The sequence below is a fragment of the Cellvibrio mixtus subsp. mixtus J3-8 genome, from assembly GCF_000766945.1.
Taxonomy (GTDB): Bacteria; Pseudomonadota; Gammaproteobacteria; order Pseudomonadales; family Cellvibrionaceae; genus Cellvibrio; species Cellvibrio mixtus_A.
On the sequence record NZ_ALBT01000033.1, the window covers coordinates 227,544 to 245,401 of the forward strand.

Annotated in this window: 15 protein-coding genes; 8 read left to right on the top strand and 7 right to left on the bottom strand. The window is 46.6% G+C overall.

What is annotated here, in order from left to right; genetic code table 11:
* Positions 1 to 94: 94 nt before the first annotated feature.
* The 6 genes from A596_RS02495 (at position 95) to A596_RS02520 (ending at position 8,021) form a co-directional block, all read left to right on the top strand.
* Positions 95 to 2,464, top strand: coding sequence for a TonB-dependent receptor (locus tag A596_RS02495; RefSeq protein WP_235425601.1), 2,370 nt, complete (start codon positions 95 to 97; stop codon positions 2,462 to 2,464).
* Positions 2,465 to 2,631: 167 nt separating this feature from the next.
* Positions 2,632 to 3,963, top strand: a complete 1,332-nt coding sequence (locus A596_RS02500; RefSeq protein ID WP_039912432.1) for a PepSY-associated TM helix domain-containing protein — start codon at positions 2,632 to 2,634, stop codon at positions 3,961 to 3,963.
* A 687-nt stretch (positions 3,964 to 4,650) separates the two neighbouring features.
* Complete coding sequence (locus tag A596_RS21845) at positions 4,651 to 5,034, top strand: ElaB/YgaM/YqjD family protein (RefSeq protein ID WP_160280063.1); 384 nt, start codon at positions 4,651 to 4,653, stop codon at positions 5,032 to 5,034.
* Positions 5,035 to 5,178: 144 nt separating this feature from the next.
* Complete coding sequence (locus A596_RS02510; RefSeq protein ID WP_039912433.1) at positions 5,179 to 6,420, top strand: putative DNA modification/repair radical SAM protein; 1,242 nt, start codon at positions 5,179 to 5,181, stop codon at positions 6,418 to 6,420.
* 90 nt (positions 6,421 to 6,510) lie between these two features.
* A complete protein-coding gene (locus tag A596_RS02515; RefSeq protein ID WP_039912434.1) occupies positions 6,511 to 7,293 on the top strand; it encodes a TIGR03915 family putative DNA repair protein in 783 nt (260 codons plus the stop codon).
* Between the two features lie 38 nt (positions 7,294 to 7,331).
* On the top strand, positions 7,332 to 8,021 hold the full coding sequence (locus A596_RS02520; RefSeq protein ID WP_039912436.1) for an MgtC/SapB family protein: 690 nt from the start codon (positions 7,332 to 7,334) through the stop codon (positions 8,019 to 8,021).
* A gap of 83 nt (positions 8,022 to 8,104) precedes the next feature.
* On the opposite strand, the gene A596_RS02525 is transcribed toward A596_RS02520, so the two are convergent.
* The 6 genes from A596_RS02525 to A596_RS02550 form a co-directional block, all read right to left on the bottom strand.
* On the bottom strand, positions 8,105 to 8,899 hold the full coding sequence (locus A596_RS02525; protein ID WP_039912437.1) for a PEP-CTERM sorting domain-containing protein: 795 nt from the start codon (positions 8,897 to 8,899) through the stop codon (positions 8,105 to 8,107).
* A 354-nt stretch (positions 8,900 to 9,253) separates the two neighbouring features.
* The gene (locus A596_RS02530; RefSeq protein WP_200882846.1) at positions 9,254 to 9,613 is read right to left on the bottom strand and encodes a cupin domain-containing protein; all 360 of its coding nucleotides are present in this window, start codon (positions 9,611 to 9,613) and stop codon (positions 9,254 to 9,256) included.
* 39 nt (positions 9,614 to 9,652) lie between these two features.
* On the bottom strand, positions 9,653 to 10,357 hold the full coding sequence (gene biuH, locus A596_RS02535) for a biuret amidohydrolase (RefSeq protein ID WP_200882847.1): 705 nt from the start codon (positions 10,355 to 10,357) through the stop codon (positions 9,653 to 9,655).
* Between the two features lie 21 nt (positions 10,358 to 10,378).
* The gene (locus tag A596_RS02540; protein WP_052417168.1) at positions 10,379 to 11,968 is read right to left on the bottom strand and encodes a hypothetical protein; all 1,590 of its coding nucleotides are present in this window, start codon (positions 11,966 to 11,968) and stop codon (positions 10,379 to 10,381) included.
* A 68-nt stretch (positions 11,969 to 12,036) separates the two neighbouring features.
* Complete coding sequence (locus tag A596_RS02545; protein WP_039912544.1) at positions 12,037 to 12,726, bottom strand: cysteine hydrolase family protein; 690 nt, start codon at positions 12,724 to 12,726, stop codon at positions 12,037 to 12,039.
* Positions 12,727 to 12,758: 32 nt separating this feature from the next.
* The gene (locus A596_RS02550; protein WP_039912439.1) at positions 12,759 to 13,478 is read right to left on the bottom strand and encodes an outer membrane protein OmpK; all 720 of its coding nucleotides are present in this window, start codon (positions 13,476 to 13,478) and stop codon (positions 12,759 to 12,761) included.
* Positions 13,479 to 13,877: 399 nt separating this feature from the next.
* Between A596_RS02550 and A596_RS02555 the strand changes: the two genes are divergently transcribed.
* Both A596_RS02555 and A596_RS02560 read left to right on the top strand, forming a co-directional pair.
* Positions 13,878 to 14,552, top strand: a complete 675-nt coding sequence (locus tag A596_RS02555; RefSeq protein WP_039912440.1) for a GntR family transcriptional regulator — start codon at positions 13,878 to 13,880, stop codon at positions 14,550 to 14,552.
* A gap of 51 nt (positions 14,553 to 14,603) precedes the next feature.
* Positions 14,604 to 15,071: a DUF2721 domain-containing protein gene (locus A596_RS02560; protein WP_039912441.1), complete on the top strand. Its 468-nt coding sequence runs from the start codon at positions 14,604 to 14,606 to the stop codon at positions 15,069 to 15,071.
* 115 nt (positions 15,072 to 15,186) lie between these two features.
* On the opposite strand, the gene A596_RS21850 is transcribed toward A596_RS02560, so the two are convergent.
* Positions 15,187 to 17,574, bottom strand: coding sequence for a pre-peptidase C-terminal domain-containing protein (locus A596_RS21850; protein ID WP_052417169.1), 2,388 nt, complete (start codon positions 17,572 to 17,574; stop codon positions 15,187 to 15,189).
* Positions 17,575 to 17,858: the final 284 nt, after the last annotated feature.

Genomic DNA, 17,858 nt, shown 5'->3' on the forward strand with positions numbered 1-17,858 from the left:
GCGCATCCCCCCTGCGACAATTTGTCACTGTTGCGCTGGCGTTAAAAATCCTACCCTGCTCCCAAAATCCTAAAAATGATGAAGGGGCGATCCGGTGAGACGGTTAACCGAAGTAACGGCAATGGCGACGGCAATTGCACTGGCCAATCTTTCGTGTGGGGCGTTTGCGCACGACGAAGTCCTGAAGAAAAAGAACGCGAAAAATCCGCAAATTGAAGTGGTGACCGTATGGGGCGAGGCGCGCGATAGCGCCAGCGCTGGTTATACCAATCCCTCCAGCGTATTAACACAAGAAGATATGGTGGCGATCAACGCCTCCACCACCGAAGACCTGGTGAAATACGAACCCAGTATTGTTATCCGTAAACGTTACATTGGCGACTCCAACGGCACGCTCGGTTTGCGCGGTTCCAATATGTTTGCCACGGCGCGCTCCATGGTATTTGCCGACGGTGTGCCGCTGCATTATTTACTGCAAACCCGCTGGAGCGGCGCGCCGCGCTGGACGATGGTAAGTGCCAGCGAAATTGCGCAAGTAGAAATCCTGTACGGTCCGTTCTCCGCCGAATACAGCGGTAACTCCATGGGCGGCGTCGTATTAATTGAAACCGCCATTCCGCAAACACGCGAAGTGCATGTGGACCTGGATTATTTCTCGCAAGATTTTTCCAGCTACGGTTTTGACGACCAACTCAACGGCTACAAAACATTTTTCTCCTACGGTGACAAACTCGGCGATTTGAGCGTGTATTTTTCTTACAACCGTTTGGAAAATGACAGCCAGCCGCAGTCTTATTATTTCGATCAGGATAAAAATCACAGCGATACCAAAGTCCAGCAACAATTTGCCAGCGCTACACCCATTACCGGTTTAATTACTGACAAAGATGTTTTCGGTAAACCCGCGTATTATTTTGGCGATACCGGTGTTGAGCAGGCGACAACTGACAATTACAAAATTAAATTGGGTTATGACTTTGGCGATTGGTCGACGCTATTAAATATTGCTTATGAAGATCGCAATACCTTGCGCACATCGCCTAACAGCTACATCAAAAATGCGCAGGGCAATACAGTGTGGTCTGGCAACTTTACTGAAAATAATTTATGGATCTCGATTCCCGGTTCACGTTTGGGCGCAAGCGAACTTGATCGCCGCAGTTTATCCACCGGCTTGCGCATTAAAGGCAAACTCACGGAATCCACACGCTTTGAAGCCAACATCAGTGATTTCCGTATTCTGGAAGATAACAGCCGTGCATCCAGTCATTCATTGCAAGATCCGTTATTTAAAGGGCGTGGACAAACAACAGATTACGACGATACCGGTTGGCAAACACTGGAAGGCAAATTTGTATTCAGCGATTTTGGCATTGACGGTATTGAATTAATTACCGGTGCTCGTTACGAAGCCTATGAATTAAATCTGGATGTATTTAATTCCGCGAATTGGAAACAAGGTGATAATTCCGGTTTTGCCAGTCGCTCTGGCGGTGAAACCAGTATTGCCGCTGCGTATGCGCAAATGAATTGGGATATTAACAAGCGTTGGAACCTCGCATTGGGTGGCCGTTACGAACAATGGGAAAGTAAAAACGGTTACTTCAGCAAAGATGTAGCCATCACACCGGAATTTGATCTGGTGAAAGTGGCGGATGCAGACCGCAATCAATTTTCACCTAAATTTTCTGTCGGTTATATTCCCGGTGAAAATTGGCTGGTTCGCTACTCACTCGCTAAAGCCTATCGCTTTCCCGTGGTGGAAGAATTATTTACCCAAAGCCAGAATTATTCATCTGTCGTACAAGCGCGCCCGGATTTAAAACCGGAAAACGGTTTGCATCACAATTTAATGTTTGAGCGTGAATTCACTGCCGGTTATGCCCGTGTAAATATTTTCACCGAAACTATTCAGGATGCCATTGAATCACAAACCACATTTTTACCTAGCGGTTCTACTGTACCCTCGGTCACTACGTTTTCATCGGTAGATGAAGTGGAAACTGATGGCGTGGAATTAATTTTGAATCGCTACGGTTTATTCGTTCCGCAATTGGATTTGCGTTTCAATATCGCCTACACCAAATCAATCATCACCGACAACTCCACGGTAGAAGCCAATAACCCGGCGAATATCAAAAGCATTGAAGGTAATGATTACCCGCGCATGCCGCGCTGGCGCAGCAACTTGATGGCAACTTACCATGTCAGTGATCGTTGGGACGTGAGTGCGAATGTGCAATATGCCGATAAAAGTTTTGGTCGCCTGGATAATACCGACACTGCCGAACAAGTTATGGGCGCGCAAGATGGCTACACACGTTTCGGCGCTAAAACCAGTTTTGATGTTACCGATGAACTTGAAGTCAGTTTTGGTATCGATAACGTAACCAATGAAGAAAGTTATGTCGCCCACCCATGGCCGGGTAGAAGTTATTACTTGAGTCTTTCTTACGATTTATAAAAATTAAAATTTACTACGATGCGAGTTTGTCACGGGAGCAGGTCTTTTCGAAACCGTAAAGGCATGGATGCCGCCACGGAACCCCATGGATGGGTTTATGTGTTTTCGAAAAGACCTGCTCCCGTGACAAACGTATTCGAAGCACATTCAACTCCAGGTGCGAAAACATGAATACATCAACCCTGTTAACCAACACCAATAATAGCCGAGCCCTTTACCGCACCATCTGGCGCTGGCATTTCTATGCCGGTATTTTTTCTATACCCTTCGTCATTTTACTTTCCATCACCGGCGCTATTTATTTATTCAAACCCTATTACGAAAGTTGGCAGGAAAATCAATTCCATAATTTGCCTGTGAGTGGTGATCGATTATCTGCTAATGAACAAATACAAGCGGCGATTGATTCAATTCCCAACGGAAAATTTCTCAGCTATCGCCTCCCGCAAAACCCTGATGAAGCTGTGCTTGTTAATGTACAAGCGGAAAGCAACTGGCAAGTATTTGTAAATCCTTACACGGGCGGCGTTGTTGGCAAACAAGAAAGTGGTTGGCAATTAATGAATATCGTCAAAACCATTCACGGTGAATTACTGCTTGGCACAACCGGATCTATTCTGGTGGAGCTCGCCGCGTGCTGGGCCATTGTATTAATTGTCACCGGTTTATATTTATGGTGGCCGCGCAATGCCAGTGGCATGGCTGGCATAATTTATCCGCGCTTGCGCGAAGGCAAGCGCATTTTCTGGCGCGACCTGCACGCCGTCACCGGCATCTGGATTTCAACGCTTGCACTGTTTTTATTAATTACCGGTTTGCCCTGGGCTCTGGTTTGGGGGGCTGCACTCAAAGAAGTTCGCGCGTTTGAAATTGCACCCGTACAACAGGACTGGACCCAAAGTCGCGCACAGGAACATCAACACTGGCGCGCACAAGCCAGTGACAGTTTTGATTTAACGCCAGATATTTTATCCCGCGCAGAAACACTACAACTCGCTGCACCGGTAGAGCTCAGCATCGCCAATTCCCATCACAATAGTTGGAAAGCGTCATCGCAAAGCCAGAATCGCCCGCAACGTGCCGATGTCTGGATAAGCAGCAATGGCTCTATCGAAAAACAATCCGGCTTTGCGGAGAAGAAGTTGATTGATAAAGCGATTGGTGTTGGTATTGCTGCACACGAGGGTTATTTGTTTGGTTGGTTTAACCTGGTGTTAGGTGTGTTGACCTGTGCAGGACTCATTTTAATCAGCGTCAGCGGATTTGTTTTATGGCGGCGTAGAAAACCGGATGGTGTATTGGGTGCGCCACCTGCTATGCCCGCCAGCTCCGGTATCGCGGTAATTGTGATTACGTTCGCGTTAGCCATCTTTTTACCATTAATGGCTATTTCACTTGTCGCTCTGTTGTTATGTGAATTCCTGTTGCTGCGACGCATAAATACTATTGGCCATTGGTTAGGTTTAAAAAACTATACTGGTAAACCGTCTGATTCATAGCTTCACCTCGTGGTAAATCCGTCATGTTTCAAACCCATATTTCTAAAAAAGGTGATGGTACTGGTCAGTGCATCACCCCTTCCAGCCTTTAAAAATTCATAGTTCCGAAAAGCATTACCAAAATTTTTTAAATTCAATAATGAATTATGTAGTTATTTTATAAGAAAATTATTTTTTGTAAGTTTTACATTTGGCTATTTCATTTGTACGCATGATCAAAAATTCAGTAGGCATCTGATATTTTTCCAACATTCTTCGCGATTTTTTAATGAATAAGGGAACTAACCCCCTCACCAAAACGTCTGGAATAATACAGGCTGAATGATTAAAAACTACATTATGACTTTTAATTTGAATTAAATAATCCATAATTTTTAATCGCTAAAGAGTCAATATGTTTTTAATTTTTGATGCCAATAATACTCGTGATAATGGCGCCAGATTATTGAAGGAAAGCCCGTTATCTTGAAGAAAAGATTGGAGGTTTTCATGTTTCATAAGTATGTCCCTCATCGGTTAGCAACGGATTGGTTGTGGCATCGCAACAATAAGCTGGCGAACCATGCCTCTGTGCTTAGCCATAAAGACCAATACGAAAATCCATTACATTCAAATACATCAGATCACCCATTTTTTAATCAGCAAGTTTCTAGCAACCCGCATGTTATTAACCCAGAGGAATCTGCCATGACAGCTACTGCAAGCAATAAAGACAGCATCGTTAAAAAATTAGGAATTAATTCTGCCCGGGGTGAAGCCATCCAGGAAAAATCCGCCGAAGTGGTGCAGGATTTCCGTACTTTCGTGCAGGATATTGAAAGCCTGATCAGATCAACCACCGATTTAACCGGTGAAGATTTGGCAAAAGCAAAAGCCAAATTGAACGAGCGCATTTCTGTTGCGAAAAAATCGCTGGAAAGTTGGGGTGAAACTATCTCTGACCGCGCTAGCAAATCTGCAACGGCAGCGAACAACTATGTACATGAAAAACCATGGCCGGTGATCGGGGCGGGTGCGGCGTTGGGCTTCCTGGCCGGTTACCTGCTGACCAATAGCCGTCGCGACGAATAAATACTATTCCGTAGGGTGGAGGCCATTGCTTGCATGCGGGCAATGGCCTTGCCTTATCTGCTTATTACCCGGGTGCTATGAATTCTTGTAATGCTGTATTTATATACAGTATGATTGGGTTGTCTTTTTTCTGGCAATTCCATCATGAGCAATATCCTTGAAAAACTTCGTATTCTTTCTGACGCTGCCAAATACGATGCATCCTGTTCATCCAGTGGAAGCAAACGGGCTAATACCACAAAAGGGCTTGGCAATGCAGAGGGTATGGGTATTTGCCACAGTTATACCGAAGATGGCCGCTGCGTCTCGCTACTTAAAATCCTGTTTACCAACCATTGTATTTACGATTGCGCCTATTGCGTCAGCCGACGTAGTAACGATGTAAAGCGAGCGGCCTTTACGGTTGAGGATGTAGTTGACCTGACAATTAATTTTTATCGCCGCAATTATATTGAAGGTTTATTTCTCAGCTCAGGCATTTTTAAAAATGCAGATTACACAATGGAGCGACTGGTACGAGTAGCACGCACCTTGCGCACGCAGCATAACTTCAACGGTTATATCCATGTGAAAGCGATTCCCGGTGCTAGCCCGGAATTGCTGCATGAGGCCGGCCTCTATGCTGACCGGCTCAGCGTAAATATTGAAATTCCCTCCGAAGCCAGCCTTCAAAAAGTCGCACCGGAAAAAAATTACAGCGACATTATTACCCCGATGAATTATTTGCGTAGCGAAAAAGAAAAATATGTGGATGAAAAACCCCATATCAAAAATACACCGCTTTTTTTACCGGCAGGCCAAAGCACGCAATTAATTGTGGGGGCATCACCGGAAAATGACCGGCATATCTTGCGTTTGGCTAACAGCCTTTACCAAAAGCAAAAATTAAAACGTGTTTATTATTCAGGATACGTGCCCATCGCAACGGACAATCGTGTGCCGGATTTATCTGCACCACCGTTGGTGCGTGAAAATCGTATTTATCAAGCCGACTGGTTATTGCGTTTTTACGGTTTTTCCGTCGATGAAATTGTGGATGAAAAGACGCCCGACCTGGATTTGGAAATCGACCCCAAATTGGCCTATGCACTGCGCCATCCGGAAAAATTTCCGGTGGATATCAATCGCGCTGATTATGAAATGATATTGCGTGTTCCGGGTATTGGCGTCAAATCGGCAAAAAAAATTATTAGTTCACGCCGTCACCAGTATTTACATATTGATCATCTGCAAAAAATTGGTGTCGTATTGAAGCGGGCGCGCTATTTCATCTGTTGTCCGGGCCTGGTGGTAAAGCCGGGAAACTTCCAGGTAGAAAATGTGCGCCGGGCAATTATTGCAAGTGACCGGGCTCCTGCCGCTGCACAGATGGGGTTATTTGGGTAGCAGGACTTTTTAAATTTAAATGGCGGGTTACGTTATACATGGCTGGTCAAATTGTAGCGGGCTGGATCGTTAGCTTTTCGGGATGTTGTTATGGTTTTTGTTTACGACGGTAGTTATGAAGGTTTGCTCAGTTGCATCTTCACTATTTTTAAAGACCGGATCACGCCCATCGCAATTAACGCTGAAGCGAACCATCAATTTACATTGCTGGATGTTGCCACTCGCATTACTACTAATGATGAATGGGCTGTACGCGTGTTGAAGGGGGTTGATGAGCGAACCCATTCTTGCGCATCTGGTTTGATGTATAAGATATTTTTATCGGAATTGCCTTTATGTGAAATGCTGGTCTACCAGCTTGTACTGGCAATTATTCAAAAAGGCGATGGGACGGTATTGGAGAATTTTGCCAATCCGCACATATTAAAAGCCGCGCAGATTGAAAAAATGATCCATCGTGAAGTGCATCGTATGCACGCTTTTGTTCGTTTCCAGAAAAGCCGCAACGGCTTTTTTTATGCAGCCATAGATCCGGATTTTAATGTGCTGCCATTAATTGGGGAGCATTTCGAAAAGCGTTATGCCGATCAATCCTGGCTGATATTCGATACCCGGCGTCATTATGGTTTGTATTACGATCAGGATGTAATGAAGTTTGCCTGTGCAGATGATCCGGTATTTTCGATAAATCTACTGCTATTGCAAGATGAATCGTTTCAGGATGAAAAGGAAAAACAATACCAGGCATTATGGGAAAATTATTTCCATGCGGTGAATATTCGTGAGCGCAACAACACCAAACTGCACCTGCGTCATATGCCAAGGCGTTACTGGAAATATCTGACAGAAAAGCAAGGAACTTATAAGCGTTAGCATTTAAACGTTAGTATTGGAATTTATTGGGGAAGGGTATGAATGCCGATCAAATTCAAATTGTTGCCCATCTCCTGGGCTCGTTGGTAGCCGGCGGTATTATCGGGTTGGAGCGTAGTTATCATGGGCGACCTGCCGGGTTTCGTACCCATGCACTCGTGTGCCTTGCGTCAACGTTACTAATGATGGTGACCTACTACCAATGGAAATGGTTACCGGATGTTCCGCTGGATACTATTCGTGCGGACCCCACGCGCATGGCTCAGGGAATTATGACGGGGATAGGTTTTCTCGGTGCCGGCGTTATTTTTAAGGAGGGCCTGAGTGTACGTGGGCTTACCACGGCAGCATCTATCTGGATCACGGCGGTCATTGGTATTTTAATTGGAATAGAATTTTATTTACCAGCAATAATCGCGACGGTGCTGACGGTGGGTGTGTTATCAATCTTTCGTTCTATTGAAGCAATGTTGCCCAGCCAATCATATATCCATCACCAGATCAGTTTTGATCGCCAACAGGTAATGCCGGAACACGAATTAAATGAATTTTTACAACGGCAAGGTTTTAAGGTATTAAATATCAGTTACCGCGTAAGGGACGATAATTATTTTGAATATCGAATGATTATTAAAACTGAAGATGCAAAAAATGTATCGCGCCTTGCCGAGTTATGGCGTACCCATGAGCGCGTGCGCGAGTTTCGCATATCGCCAACGGGCGATTAGTGTTGCAAATATTCACTTGCCGGAAATTAAAAAGCCAACTGTTCTACAGTTGGCTTTGGTAAATGTTTGTTCCAAAAAAAATATTACTGTGAATGGGAGCGTTTGCGGCCCAACCACATACTTGCCAATCCGATTAGCAATAATGCGAGATTACCTGGCTCTGGTACTTTGGTTGGAATTTCATTGATGCCAAGGCGTATGCGATAACTACCATCGTTATCATCGTAAGCTCCCGGTGGGCCATTGAAGCCAAAACCATCCGGAATCCCCAGAACCAAACGTGTTGCTCCCGCAGGTGCGATAAATGTCTGGAATATATCGCTCGCAGTTTTGCCGTCGCCAATATAAAAAATCTGGCCGAGTTCCGGCGTTATGGTGAGGAAATCAATGCCCCAGCCTCCAGGGCTAAAATCCAGTGTTGCCGGCGCGCCGCTCACAGGAATTGCGTCGCTGAGGAATACACCTGCCAGAGCACCTTGTGGCCCGATGTAACCACTGATGCCGCCCAATGATGTCAGGCTACTTCCGGTAGGACCGTTGCCACCCGGTCCGTAATAGGGATCGCCCACGCCGTTAAAGAAACTGATACCGCCAACTGCCGGATCGAGTGCACGAATAATATCGCCTGCCGTTACCGCAATTTCTGGCGGAAGGGACTCTTTAATTTCTTCCGGTGTGGCGCCGCCATGGCGAATGAGATGATCATCCGGCCCGGCCCAGGGTTGGTCTGCATCGGGAATAGTCAGGTCAGTGCGACCAGCGAGAAAAATGGCATCGCTACCATCAATGGTAAGATCGATGATTGCTGCATATGAAACAGGTGCGGCCAGTGCCGCGATTAACGGCAAGCCGGTAAACAGGATTTTTCGAAATTGCATGGATTGTTCGCTCCTTAAAAATAGGGGGATGTTTCGTAGGGTCCTTGTGCAAAGTAGATCACAATAAAGGTAATGACGGGCACGTTCACTTTTTACAGCAAGAAATATGCGGAATATTTTTTAATGTGTTTGTTCAGGCAGTTAGGGGTAGGGTGAAACGTGCAATTTGGTTATGCTGTAAAAATTATCGATCTTAAATGTTATTGGTTGTGATGCGGGTCACGCAGGGTGTGTAAAATTAAATGGCTGTAAAAAAACGAAATATTGTTTATTCACACGCCGCCCATGTTTGGATGAATATATTTATAAATGGGCGCGCGCCAGCTGATAATGGATTCTTTCGTTATTTCCACTCTAATCGGTTTTGCTAATAAAGCGCACCGGTTTTTCCCATACCGCCAGCACCACACAACCTGCTTCGCTTGCAATTTCATGGCTGGTGTTGGCGGGATTAATTAGGAACGTCCCTTTGCGATATTCGCCGCGCTCATCGCGCTGGCTACCACGCAGGATTAATAAAAACTCGATTCCAACATGCAGGTGTCGTGGAATTTGTGCGCCGGGGTGATAGCGGAGTAACGCTGCAGAACAACCCTGTGTTGGATCGCCATGCAGTGGGAGGATATCAACACCATCGCGGAAATCCTGCCACTGTAATTCGGGATCATCAAAGTTCCTGTTGATCAAATCCGCCCAAACCAGATTTTTTTCCACATACATCTCCTGTATCTGATTCATTGTTTAAGCTCGAATTTATTGCGCGAGTACTGCTAACACGTCGCTGGATGTTGCAACTGCGCCGAATACACCGCCTTGCATGTGGATCATTGCCAATGCTGATTGGTGATTGGCGGGATCTGTTGCAGCACAGCAATCTGCAAGCAATACACATTCAAAACCGCGATCATTCGCTTCACGCATTGTTGTATGCACGCAAACATCCGTAGTGATACCCGTGAGGATAATATTTTTAATACCGCGCAGGTGTAGCACCATTTCCAGGTCAGTTGCGTAAAAAGAACCTTTACCGGGTTTGTCGATAATGACTTCGCCATCAACCGGCGCTAGCTCGGGAATAATTTCCCAGCCCGGCTGACCGCGAATTAATATTTTTCCACAGGGCCCTTCGTCGCCGATGCCTGCACCAATTTGCCGCGAACGCCAGCGCTTGTTTGCGGGTAAATCAGCGAGGTCCGGGCGATGGCCCTCACGGGTGTGGATAATATGGAAGCCGGCAGCGCGCATCGCTGGCAATAATTTTCGCAATGGCTCAATGGGGGCACGCGTTAAATTAATATCGTAACCCATGGTGTCCACGTAACCGCCTTTACCACAAAAATCCGTTTGCATATCAATGATGAGCAGCGCGGTATTTTCCGCGCGCAAGTCACCATCGTAGGGCCATCTATACGGAGTGCTGTTAATAAACTGTGGCGTACTATTTAAATACATTGTCATGGTTGCTCCTTGAAAAAAATCTTAATGTGCCGGCTCTATTGCTTCGTGACTTTCATTTTCTTCCAGTGCTTTGCTTGAAACCACACTGAATTTCGCACAGGCAAACAGCACACCGGCAACGGCGAGATAAGCGAATGCAACAGTCGGTGATTCAGCAATTCCAATCGCTTCGCCGTGCATTAATCCAAAAAAGGTGAGCACTGCACTCGCACACGCAAAGAGGCCCGCTTTATTAAAACTGCGATCAATAATAAATGCGGTAATTGCGCCGAGCATCAATCCACCCAGAATTGCACCGCCACCTAATACTGATAAGCCTTCATAGAGCACGCCGTTTTGCGCGAGCTTATCCAATCCAACCGCAGCGGCATTTGTTCCGGCTGCACCGAGTACATTATCGATTTGTAATTTTCCCCAGGCTGCAAGGTGCGGCATTAGCGAGACAATAATTGCCGGCGCATGGGATTTTGGGCTTTCCTGAAATGCTTGCGAGCCGATTAACATACCGATGTAAAGTAAAATTGGAGAAATGGCGACTAAAGGAATTGCTGACGAAAACACCGCGATAATTCCGAGCCAACAAAGTACCAATACGGAAATTCCCGTTGCCGCCGAATAACCAATTCCCCCACCCATGGATTTCCATCCGGGATGGCCGATATAAACGGCGTTGATAAATGGATTGCCCATGCAGCAGCCAATTAAACTGATCACACCATCAGCAGTGAGTACGCGTGTAGTTGGATAATTGTCACCGGCGACGGCTGCACTTTCCACGTTATCCATCGCTTCTACCAAATCGTAAATACCAAATGGAATTGCGGTGACTAAAATAATCCCGATAAATTCAAAACCGGAAAACACATGGCCGACAGCGGGAATAGGAACAGAAAAACCAAAACTGGTGAGCGATTGCGTGAGTTTTTCCAAACTCAATCCACCAAAGTTTAATCCGAGGGCCGTTGATCCCCACGCGATTAATGTGCCTACGGCAATAGCAACAAGGCCCGCCGGAATTCCTTTGAAATAACGCACGCCGCCGAACCAGCTCAATAAAATAATCGCAAAACAAACGACGCCAATCACCGGTGTCATAAACATTTCCAATGCGGGACGCAGAGAAATAAATGCAATGGATACGCCGGCGAGTGTTCCCAGCAACGCGGCGCGCGGCGTAATTTTGCGAATGTAAGGTGCGATATAACCGCCGAGCATCAACACAAAACTTTGCACAAAAACCCAGGTTAAACCGGCTTCCCAGCCTTTAATCGGATCGCCGGTAGTGAGCGATATTGGCAGCATGATAACGAACACCACCACAAACATATGCGGCACGCTGATACCCGAAGGCAATGCGCACACATTGGTGCGTCCGGTTTCTTTCGCTAATTTGTAAGCGAGATACGCGTAATAAAGTGTGCTCAAGCAAATCATCAACCCCACGGCGGGAAGAATGCGGCCAAACACAATATCGTCAGGCATTTGCAGTACGAAACGCAGCAGTCCCGTGAGCACGAGCAAGTTCACCAGAATATTTGTGCCGAAACCAAAAAGTGCATTCCAGTCTCCGGGCTTCCACAGTTTTACATTGCTATTTACGATGCTGTTCATGGTCCTATCTTCTCCTGGTGTATGGTTGGCTGGCAGGGATGACAATTAAAAAATTGAATAGTGAGTAATTACGTTATTGCTGCGGACATGCGTTTGGGTGAAAGCGCTGCAACAACAGCAGTGCTATTACTCACCCAACCAAAGATGCCGCCCTGCGCAGAAACCATTGAGAGAGCGACACGGTGGAACTCGGGAAAATAGGATGCGCAGGCATCGCCGACGACAACGCAACGGTAACCGCGGTCATTGCCTTCACGCACCGTGGTGTGCACGCACACTTCGGTAGTAACACCACACACTAATAAATTTTCGATGCGTTGATCTTTCAACACATCATTTAATTCAGTGCGATAGAAAGCGCCCTTGCCAGGTTTGTCGATAATAATTTCGCCATTGATTGGCGCGAGTTCCGGAATAATTCCGTGGCCCGGTTCACCGCGTACTAAAACGCGTCCCATCGGACCAAGGCTGCCGATGCGCAATTCAGGTTTACCGCGCATCACTTTGGCGGGCGGTGCATCGCTTAAATCGGGGAGGTGACCTTCACGCGTGTGAATTACCAACATGCCAATCGCGCGCGCCGCCGCGAGTAATGATTGGCAAGGTGCGATTGCCGAGCGCAACAAACTTACATCATTGCCAAGGCTCGCGCCGAAGCCGCCGGGTTCGAGGAAATCCCGTTGCATATCGATAATCATCAACGCAGTTTGCGCGAGTGATAAATCAATGGCTTCGGGTTGTGCGCTCAGGCTGATCATAAAAATGTCTCGCTCAATGTCGTTGTTGATTGTTAAAAAATCCACTTCACCATCAGTTCGGGAAAATTTTCATCAACACCATCAATGCCAAATTTGTTGCGCCAGATCTGGTATTCGATGCCCGCCTGGAACACCCCGGGTGAATCAAACAGTGAACCGACATCCAGCAGCAAACGCGGTTGGGTGACGATATTGTCTTCGCTTGGGCCGATATCCCAGGCGTAATCAAAAAAACCTTCAAAGCTGAATTGGGCTTTGCCGATAGAGAAGGGCATTCCCCATGCCAGGGTAATTTGTTGGCCGAGATCGGTGCCGAAGGTAACTTCGTTGCGCGCGTACCAATTGATTTGGAAAAAATTGAATTTGGGCAGTTTCAGATCCACGGCGAGGCCGTAAAGATAGGTGTGAAAACCTTCGCCCATTTCCATGGTGGATGTGATTAGGAAATCCTGGATTATTCCGGTTGATAAATCCTTGCCGGTCATTTTTCCAACGCTTAAACGCGGGGATATTTCACCGTACCAGGAGGTTTGGGTAAGTTCGCCGGTGCGGTCCGGGTTGGTGATATCGACAAAGAAAAAGTTATCGCCGTATTTCCAACCGCTGGCATGCTCCAATGTAATCAGTGTACGTTCTTCATCCCCCAGCTCGTAGTCAGTGCCATAGTGGTATTGGAAATTGGTGCTGCTCCAGCGCGCATCGGCCTGCACATTTGCCGCCATAAACAAAAGGAAAAAAGCGCCGAAGGCCATCAGGCTCCGGCATAAGCCTCGGGACAAATTGCAGGTGAATCCGGGAGTGGTCTTCAAGCTGGGCATGGTTGCTTCCTCTAGGGGTCATTTTTTTAGAACATTGTTGTATACAACGTTGAGTTCTGCATAAGCTATGCCAGCGCATAAAACAGCCTGCATTCCTGGTTTTAACTTGTTGAAAAATGGGGATTTTGCAGCTGGAAGGCCGGATGATTTGCGAGGTGTCTATAACTAACGAAGGCTCCAAAACGTAGCGACACTACTGTTGATTGCACCGGTAAAGGGCGGGTGAGTGGTAATTGAACCTGTGCATAGAGGTTGGTTTACAAGGGAATAGGGCTCGCCTACCATGCAAACAAGGCGCATTAATGACGCAAATCCGCAAATGGAGCAGGTGTTTTGACTACCCCCAAATCAGCCGCACAACTGGTCTACGACCAGCTCAAGAAAAAGATCATCGATTTCGAAATCTACCCCGGCACGCGCATCACTGAATCCGAGATCGCCGAGGATTTCCAGGTAAGCCGCACACCGGTACGTGCTGCGTTACAACGCCTGGAAACCGAAGGCCAAATTACCATCATGCCCAAGCAAGGGTGTTTTGTGCGTTCAGTGGATATTGAAACTATAAGCCAGTATTACGATGTACGTATCATGCTTGAAGCCAGCGCGGTCGAACTCGCGTGCGATCACATGGAAGATGAGGACCTGGATGCATTACAGGAAGACTGGAATGCGGAGCGGTTGGATGATGAATTGGATATGGAAGAAATCAAAGCGCGCGAGGAGGCATTTCATATCGGTATTGCGATTGGTAGCGGCAACCCGGTGCTCGCCAATTATTTGCGTGATATCAATAACAATATTCGCATTTTACGCCGTTTGGGATTTCCGGATCGACAATCGGTAATTGAAACCTGCGATGAGCATTTTTCCATTTGCCAATTGATCCGCGAAAAAAATAAAACCCAGGCCCGCAAAGCGATGACCAAACATATCCGCAAAAGCCAGGAGCTCGCGCGTAGCGTGACGCTGAGCCAGTTGCAGCAGGCGATCAAGCGGCATAAAGCGTAAGAATCAAATGATTATTAACCAGACCCCCCAGTTGTTTTTGAGAGTTAACCAATGAGTTCCACGTCCGAAGTTGCTATGAGTTTTGGTGATATTACCCATGCGATCCAGCTCGCGCTTGCACCGGTATTCCTGTTGACGGGAATTGCCGGTTTGTTGAATGTAATGGCGGGGCGCCTTGCGCGAATTATTGATCGCGGGCGCAGCCTCACAGAGCAAGCATTACCGCCACAACATTTGCAAAGCGCGGATACGTTGCACAAGGAATTAAATCGCCTTGAACGTCGCCGCCACTATGCAAGCTCCGCCATTACCGCGTGTACCTGCTCGGCATTATTGGTGTGTATGGTTGTTGCTGTGATTTTTCTGCAAGTGTTATTGCAAGCGGAATTAAAATGGATTATCAGCGGATTATTTACTGCATCGACCCTGACATTAATCGTAGGGCTTGGTTACTTTTTGCGTGAAGTGCATTTGGCGACGCGCACAGTGCGAATTAAAATTTTTACACCAAGTGTTTAATCTGCGCATGATGAAATTTTTTTGTAGATTATCGCTACCGTTAATTGATCCAATAGTTATTGGAATACGTAAAAAACAGGCCGATTCTGAGCGGCCTGTTTTTTTACGTTGTGAATTAATATGATGTTAAATGCAGCTGATATCCCCCTGTTATAGCCAGGTAATACGAGGTTGTTTCAATAACGTAGATTCCGGACTCAGGTAGCGTAAAAGTTCCTGAGGCGGGAATGCGCGAATTATTCAACATGTCGCCACCAAAGTTGTGAGCGATTACTTTTCCGGCCGGATTCCTGAGATAAATATAGGAATTAAATGGCGTTATATTGTGAATAATAATTTGCGCCCCTGCGATCCCAATAAAAGAATAACTATCTGTGTAATAGCCAGCGCCGCGCGCACCTTTTGTGCAATCGGCAGGTTCCAGTGTTCCATAGGTGTCAATCCCCGCTGTTATCGGTATTACAGGGCTGCAAGGGCTAACAGGTGCTGGCGTATTTACCAATAAGGTGTACGCTCCCATGCTGAATGTTGAGAAAGACGTAACCTCAATGGTGAATTTACCGGTAACCGGCAAGGTATAAGTGGGGGATGATGCCGGAATACGAGAGTTGTTACTGTTACCACTATTATCATTGGAGGCGATAACAGTACCGGAGGCATTTTTGAGAATCAGGTAAGTGTTAAACGCAGTGGATGCTAATTGAATATTAATTTGTTGACCTGCAACACCATTGAAGACGTATTGATCTACAAAGTAATTTTGGCCGCGAGCTCCAGCTCTGCAATCGGTTGATGCTAATGCGCCTGACTGTGTAGTGCCAAATATCACAGGGTTGATATCGCAGGGGATGTTGTTAGTTGCACTGCTCGTTGAACTGGATGAGCGTGAACTTGTTTTGGCAACTGATGAACTGCTGTGTGCGGAGCTGGGCATTATGCTGCTGATACTTGAACTAAAAATAGAACCGGGTTGTTGGCTGCTTGAAGATAATTGGCTGTTGCTGCTTACGCTACCTCCCCTAGGTATCACAGTCGTCGATGCGGGTGAAGGCAAGCCGGTACCGAGCGCATTGGTGGCAGTGACTGTAAATGTATAGCTGATACCATTAACCAGGCCGGTAACCAAATGGCTTAATTCATTCGGGCCAGTGTGGCTATAAGTTGTTCCTGCATAAATGTCGGTGCCTGGCCCGGATGGCTTTACTGTATACCCGTTGACGGGGCGGCCGCTGTCATCTACCGGTGGAATAAAGCTGACAATAGCTTGGGAGTCTCCTGCAACTACATTGGTAATGCGTGGAGAAAATGGTTGCAATACCTGGGTTGGAAGAGTTCTGTTTAGTGTCGTATTGTCTCCAAGTGTGCCGTTAGCGTTGCTTCCCCAGCAGAGTGCGCCATTATTTTTTACCACACAGCCGCTTACATAATTAACGCTTAACGAGGAGGCTTCCGACGTTAATCCGACTGCTGGAAAAGGAACCAAGCTGCGTGTGGTTGTACCTGTGGCCAGCTGACCACTTCCATTTGCACCCCAACACATGACGCCGCTATTGTATGTAAGTCCGCAGGAACTATATGCGGCAGCTTCTACATCGACGAATAATGGTTGGGTGCCCGCCAAATCAACCGGTATAGGTGAAGAGGCCGATGTTGAATTATTTCCCAAGCGGCCATCAGCGTTGTTGCCCCAGCATTTAATCTGGCCGTTAGTGAGTAATGCACAGCTGTGAATATAGCCTGCATCAATTTTTGCAACGCCTGTTGATAATGAATAAACATCTACAGGTGCGAGACTATCAACTGTCGTGTTGTCACCCAGTTGGCCAGAGTAATTCCATCCCCAGCATTTTGCGCCCTTTAACTCCGTGATTGCACAAGTATGTGAATGACCGGCGGATACCGAAATGGCGGATGCACCAAGGCCTATCACATTTACCGGGATGAGTTGATTAACCGTGGTTCCATCGCCTAATTGCCCTTTGGTATTTTGTCCCCAACATTTTAATTCTCCTGTGTAGGTTGCCGCGCATGTATGGAAGGCGCCTGCGCTGATTGTGGCTACTCCCGACGTTAATCCAGCAACATCCACAGGAGCCAGTTGCTGTATTGTTGTGTTGTTGCCTAATTGCCCATAGTCATTGTTTCCCCAGCATTTAACCCCGCCAGTTTCTGTAAGCACACAGGTGTGTGACATACCAATGCTGATGTCTTTTACTCCACTGGTTAATCCGGCGATATCAACGGCAGTATTTCGTTCTGCATTTGTGTTGTTGCCGGGGTTTGCTGCATCGCTTCCCCAACATTTAACACCTCCTGCCGTGGTTAACGCGCATGCATTGGTGTGTCCCGATTCAACTTTAATAACATTGGCTAGCGGAATTTGCGCTACAGCGGAAAGGCTGGTTAGCCCCAGTGCAAAACCCGCCAATAATGCACAATATTTAATGAATCGATATTTTTTCAAATGCCGGTGTTGATCCAATTTTGAAATAAAATTTTTCATTCGTTTGTCCTTGTCGTATTTCATATTAATAACATCAAAAAGACACACAGGAATGTGCTTATGCAGAGCCTGGTTTCTTAACGCAAGGGCTGGCAAATAAGGATGAGGTGGGAGAGTAGCTGAGGTGGTGAATCACTAGCGCTCTTAATCCTTTTTCCTTGCTGCTACAAGCAAACCTTCAGGTGTGCATGTTCATTAAACACCATGAATGAATTTGGCGCCACCTGATTATAGGTATTTTATTCGTTTGGCAAATGGATATAGCAAATTGGAATTGAAGGTAC

What these genes read in the sequence shown, in the direction of transcription:
- A596_RS02500 (WP_039912432.1), top strand. Translation starts at nt 2,632, where the DNA reads ATGAATACATCAACCCTGTTAACCAACACCAATAATAGCCGAGCCCTT.
- A596_RS21845 (WP_160280063.1), top strand. Translation starts at nt 4,651, where the DNA reads ATGACAGCTACTGCAAGCAATAAAGACAGCATCGTTAAAAAATTAGGA.
- A596_RS02510 (WP_039912433.1), top strand. Translation starts at nt 5,179, where the DNA reads ATGAGCAATATCCTTGAAAAACTTCGTATTCTTTCTGACGCTGCCAAA.
- A596_RS02515 (WP_039912434.1), top strand. Translation starts at nt 6,511, where the DNA reads ATGGTTTTTGTTTACGACGGTAGTTATGAAGGTTTGCTCAGTTGCATC.
- A596_RS02520 (WP_039912436.1), top strand. Translation starts at nt 7,332, where the DNA reads ATGAATGCCGATCAAATTCAAATTGTTGCCCATCTCCTGGGCTCGTTG.
- A596_RS02525 (WP_039912437.1), bottom strand. Translation starts at nt 8,899, where the DNA reads ATGCAATTTCGAAAAATCCTGTTTACCGGCTTGCCGTTAATCGCGGCA.
- biuH (WP_200882847.1), bottom strand. Translation starts at nt 10,357, where the DNA reads ATGACAATGTATTTAAATAGTACGCCACAGTTTATTAACAGCACTCCG.
- A596_RS02540 (WP_052417168.1), bottom strand. Translation starts at nt 11,968, where the DNA reads ATGAACAGCATCGTAAATAGCAATGTAAAACTGTGGAAGCCCGGAGAC.
- A596_RS02545 (WP_039912544.1), bottom strand. Translation starts at nt 12,726, where the DNA reads ATGATCAGCCTGAGCGCACAACCCGAAGCCATTGATTTATCACTCGCG.
- A596_RS02550 (WP_039912439.1), bottom strand. Translation starts at nt 13,478, where the DNA reads ATGGCCTTCGGCGCTTTTTTCCTTTTGTTTATGGCGGCAAATGTGCAG.
- A596_RS02560 (WP_039912441.1), top strand. Translation starts at nt 14,604, where the DNA reads ATGAGTTCCACGTCCGAAGTTGCTATGAGTTTTGGTGATATTACCCAT.
- A596_RS21850 (WP_052417169.1), bottom strand. Translation starts at nt 17,574, where the DNA reads ATGAAAAATTTTATTTCAAAATTGGATCAACACCGGCATTTGAAAAAA.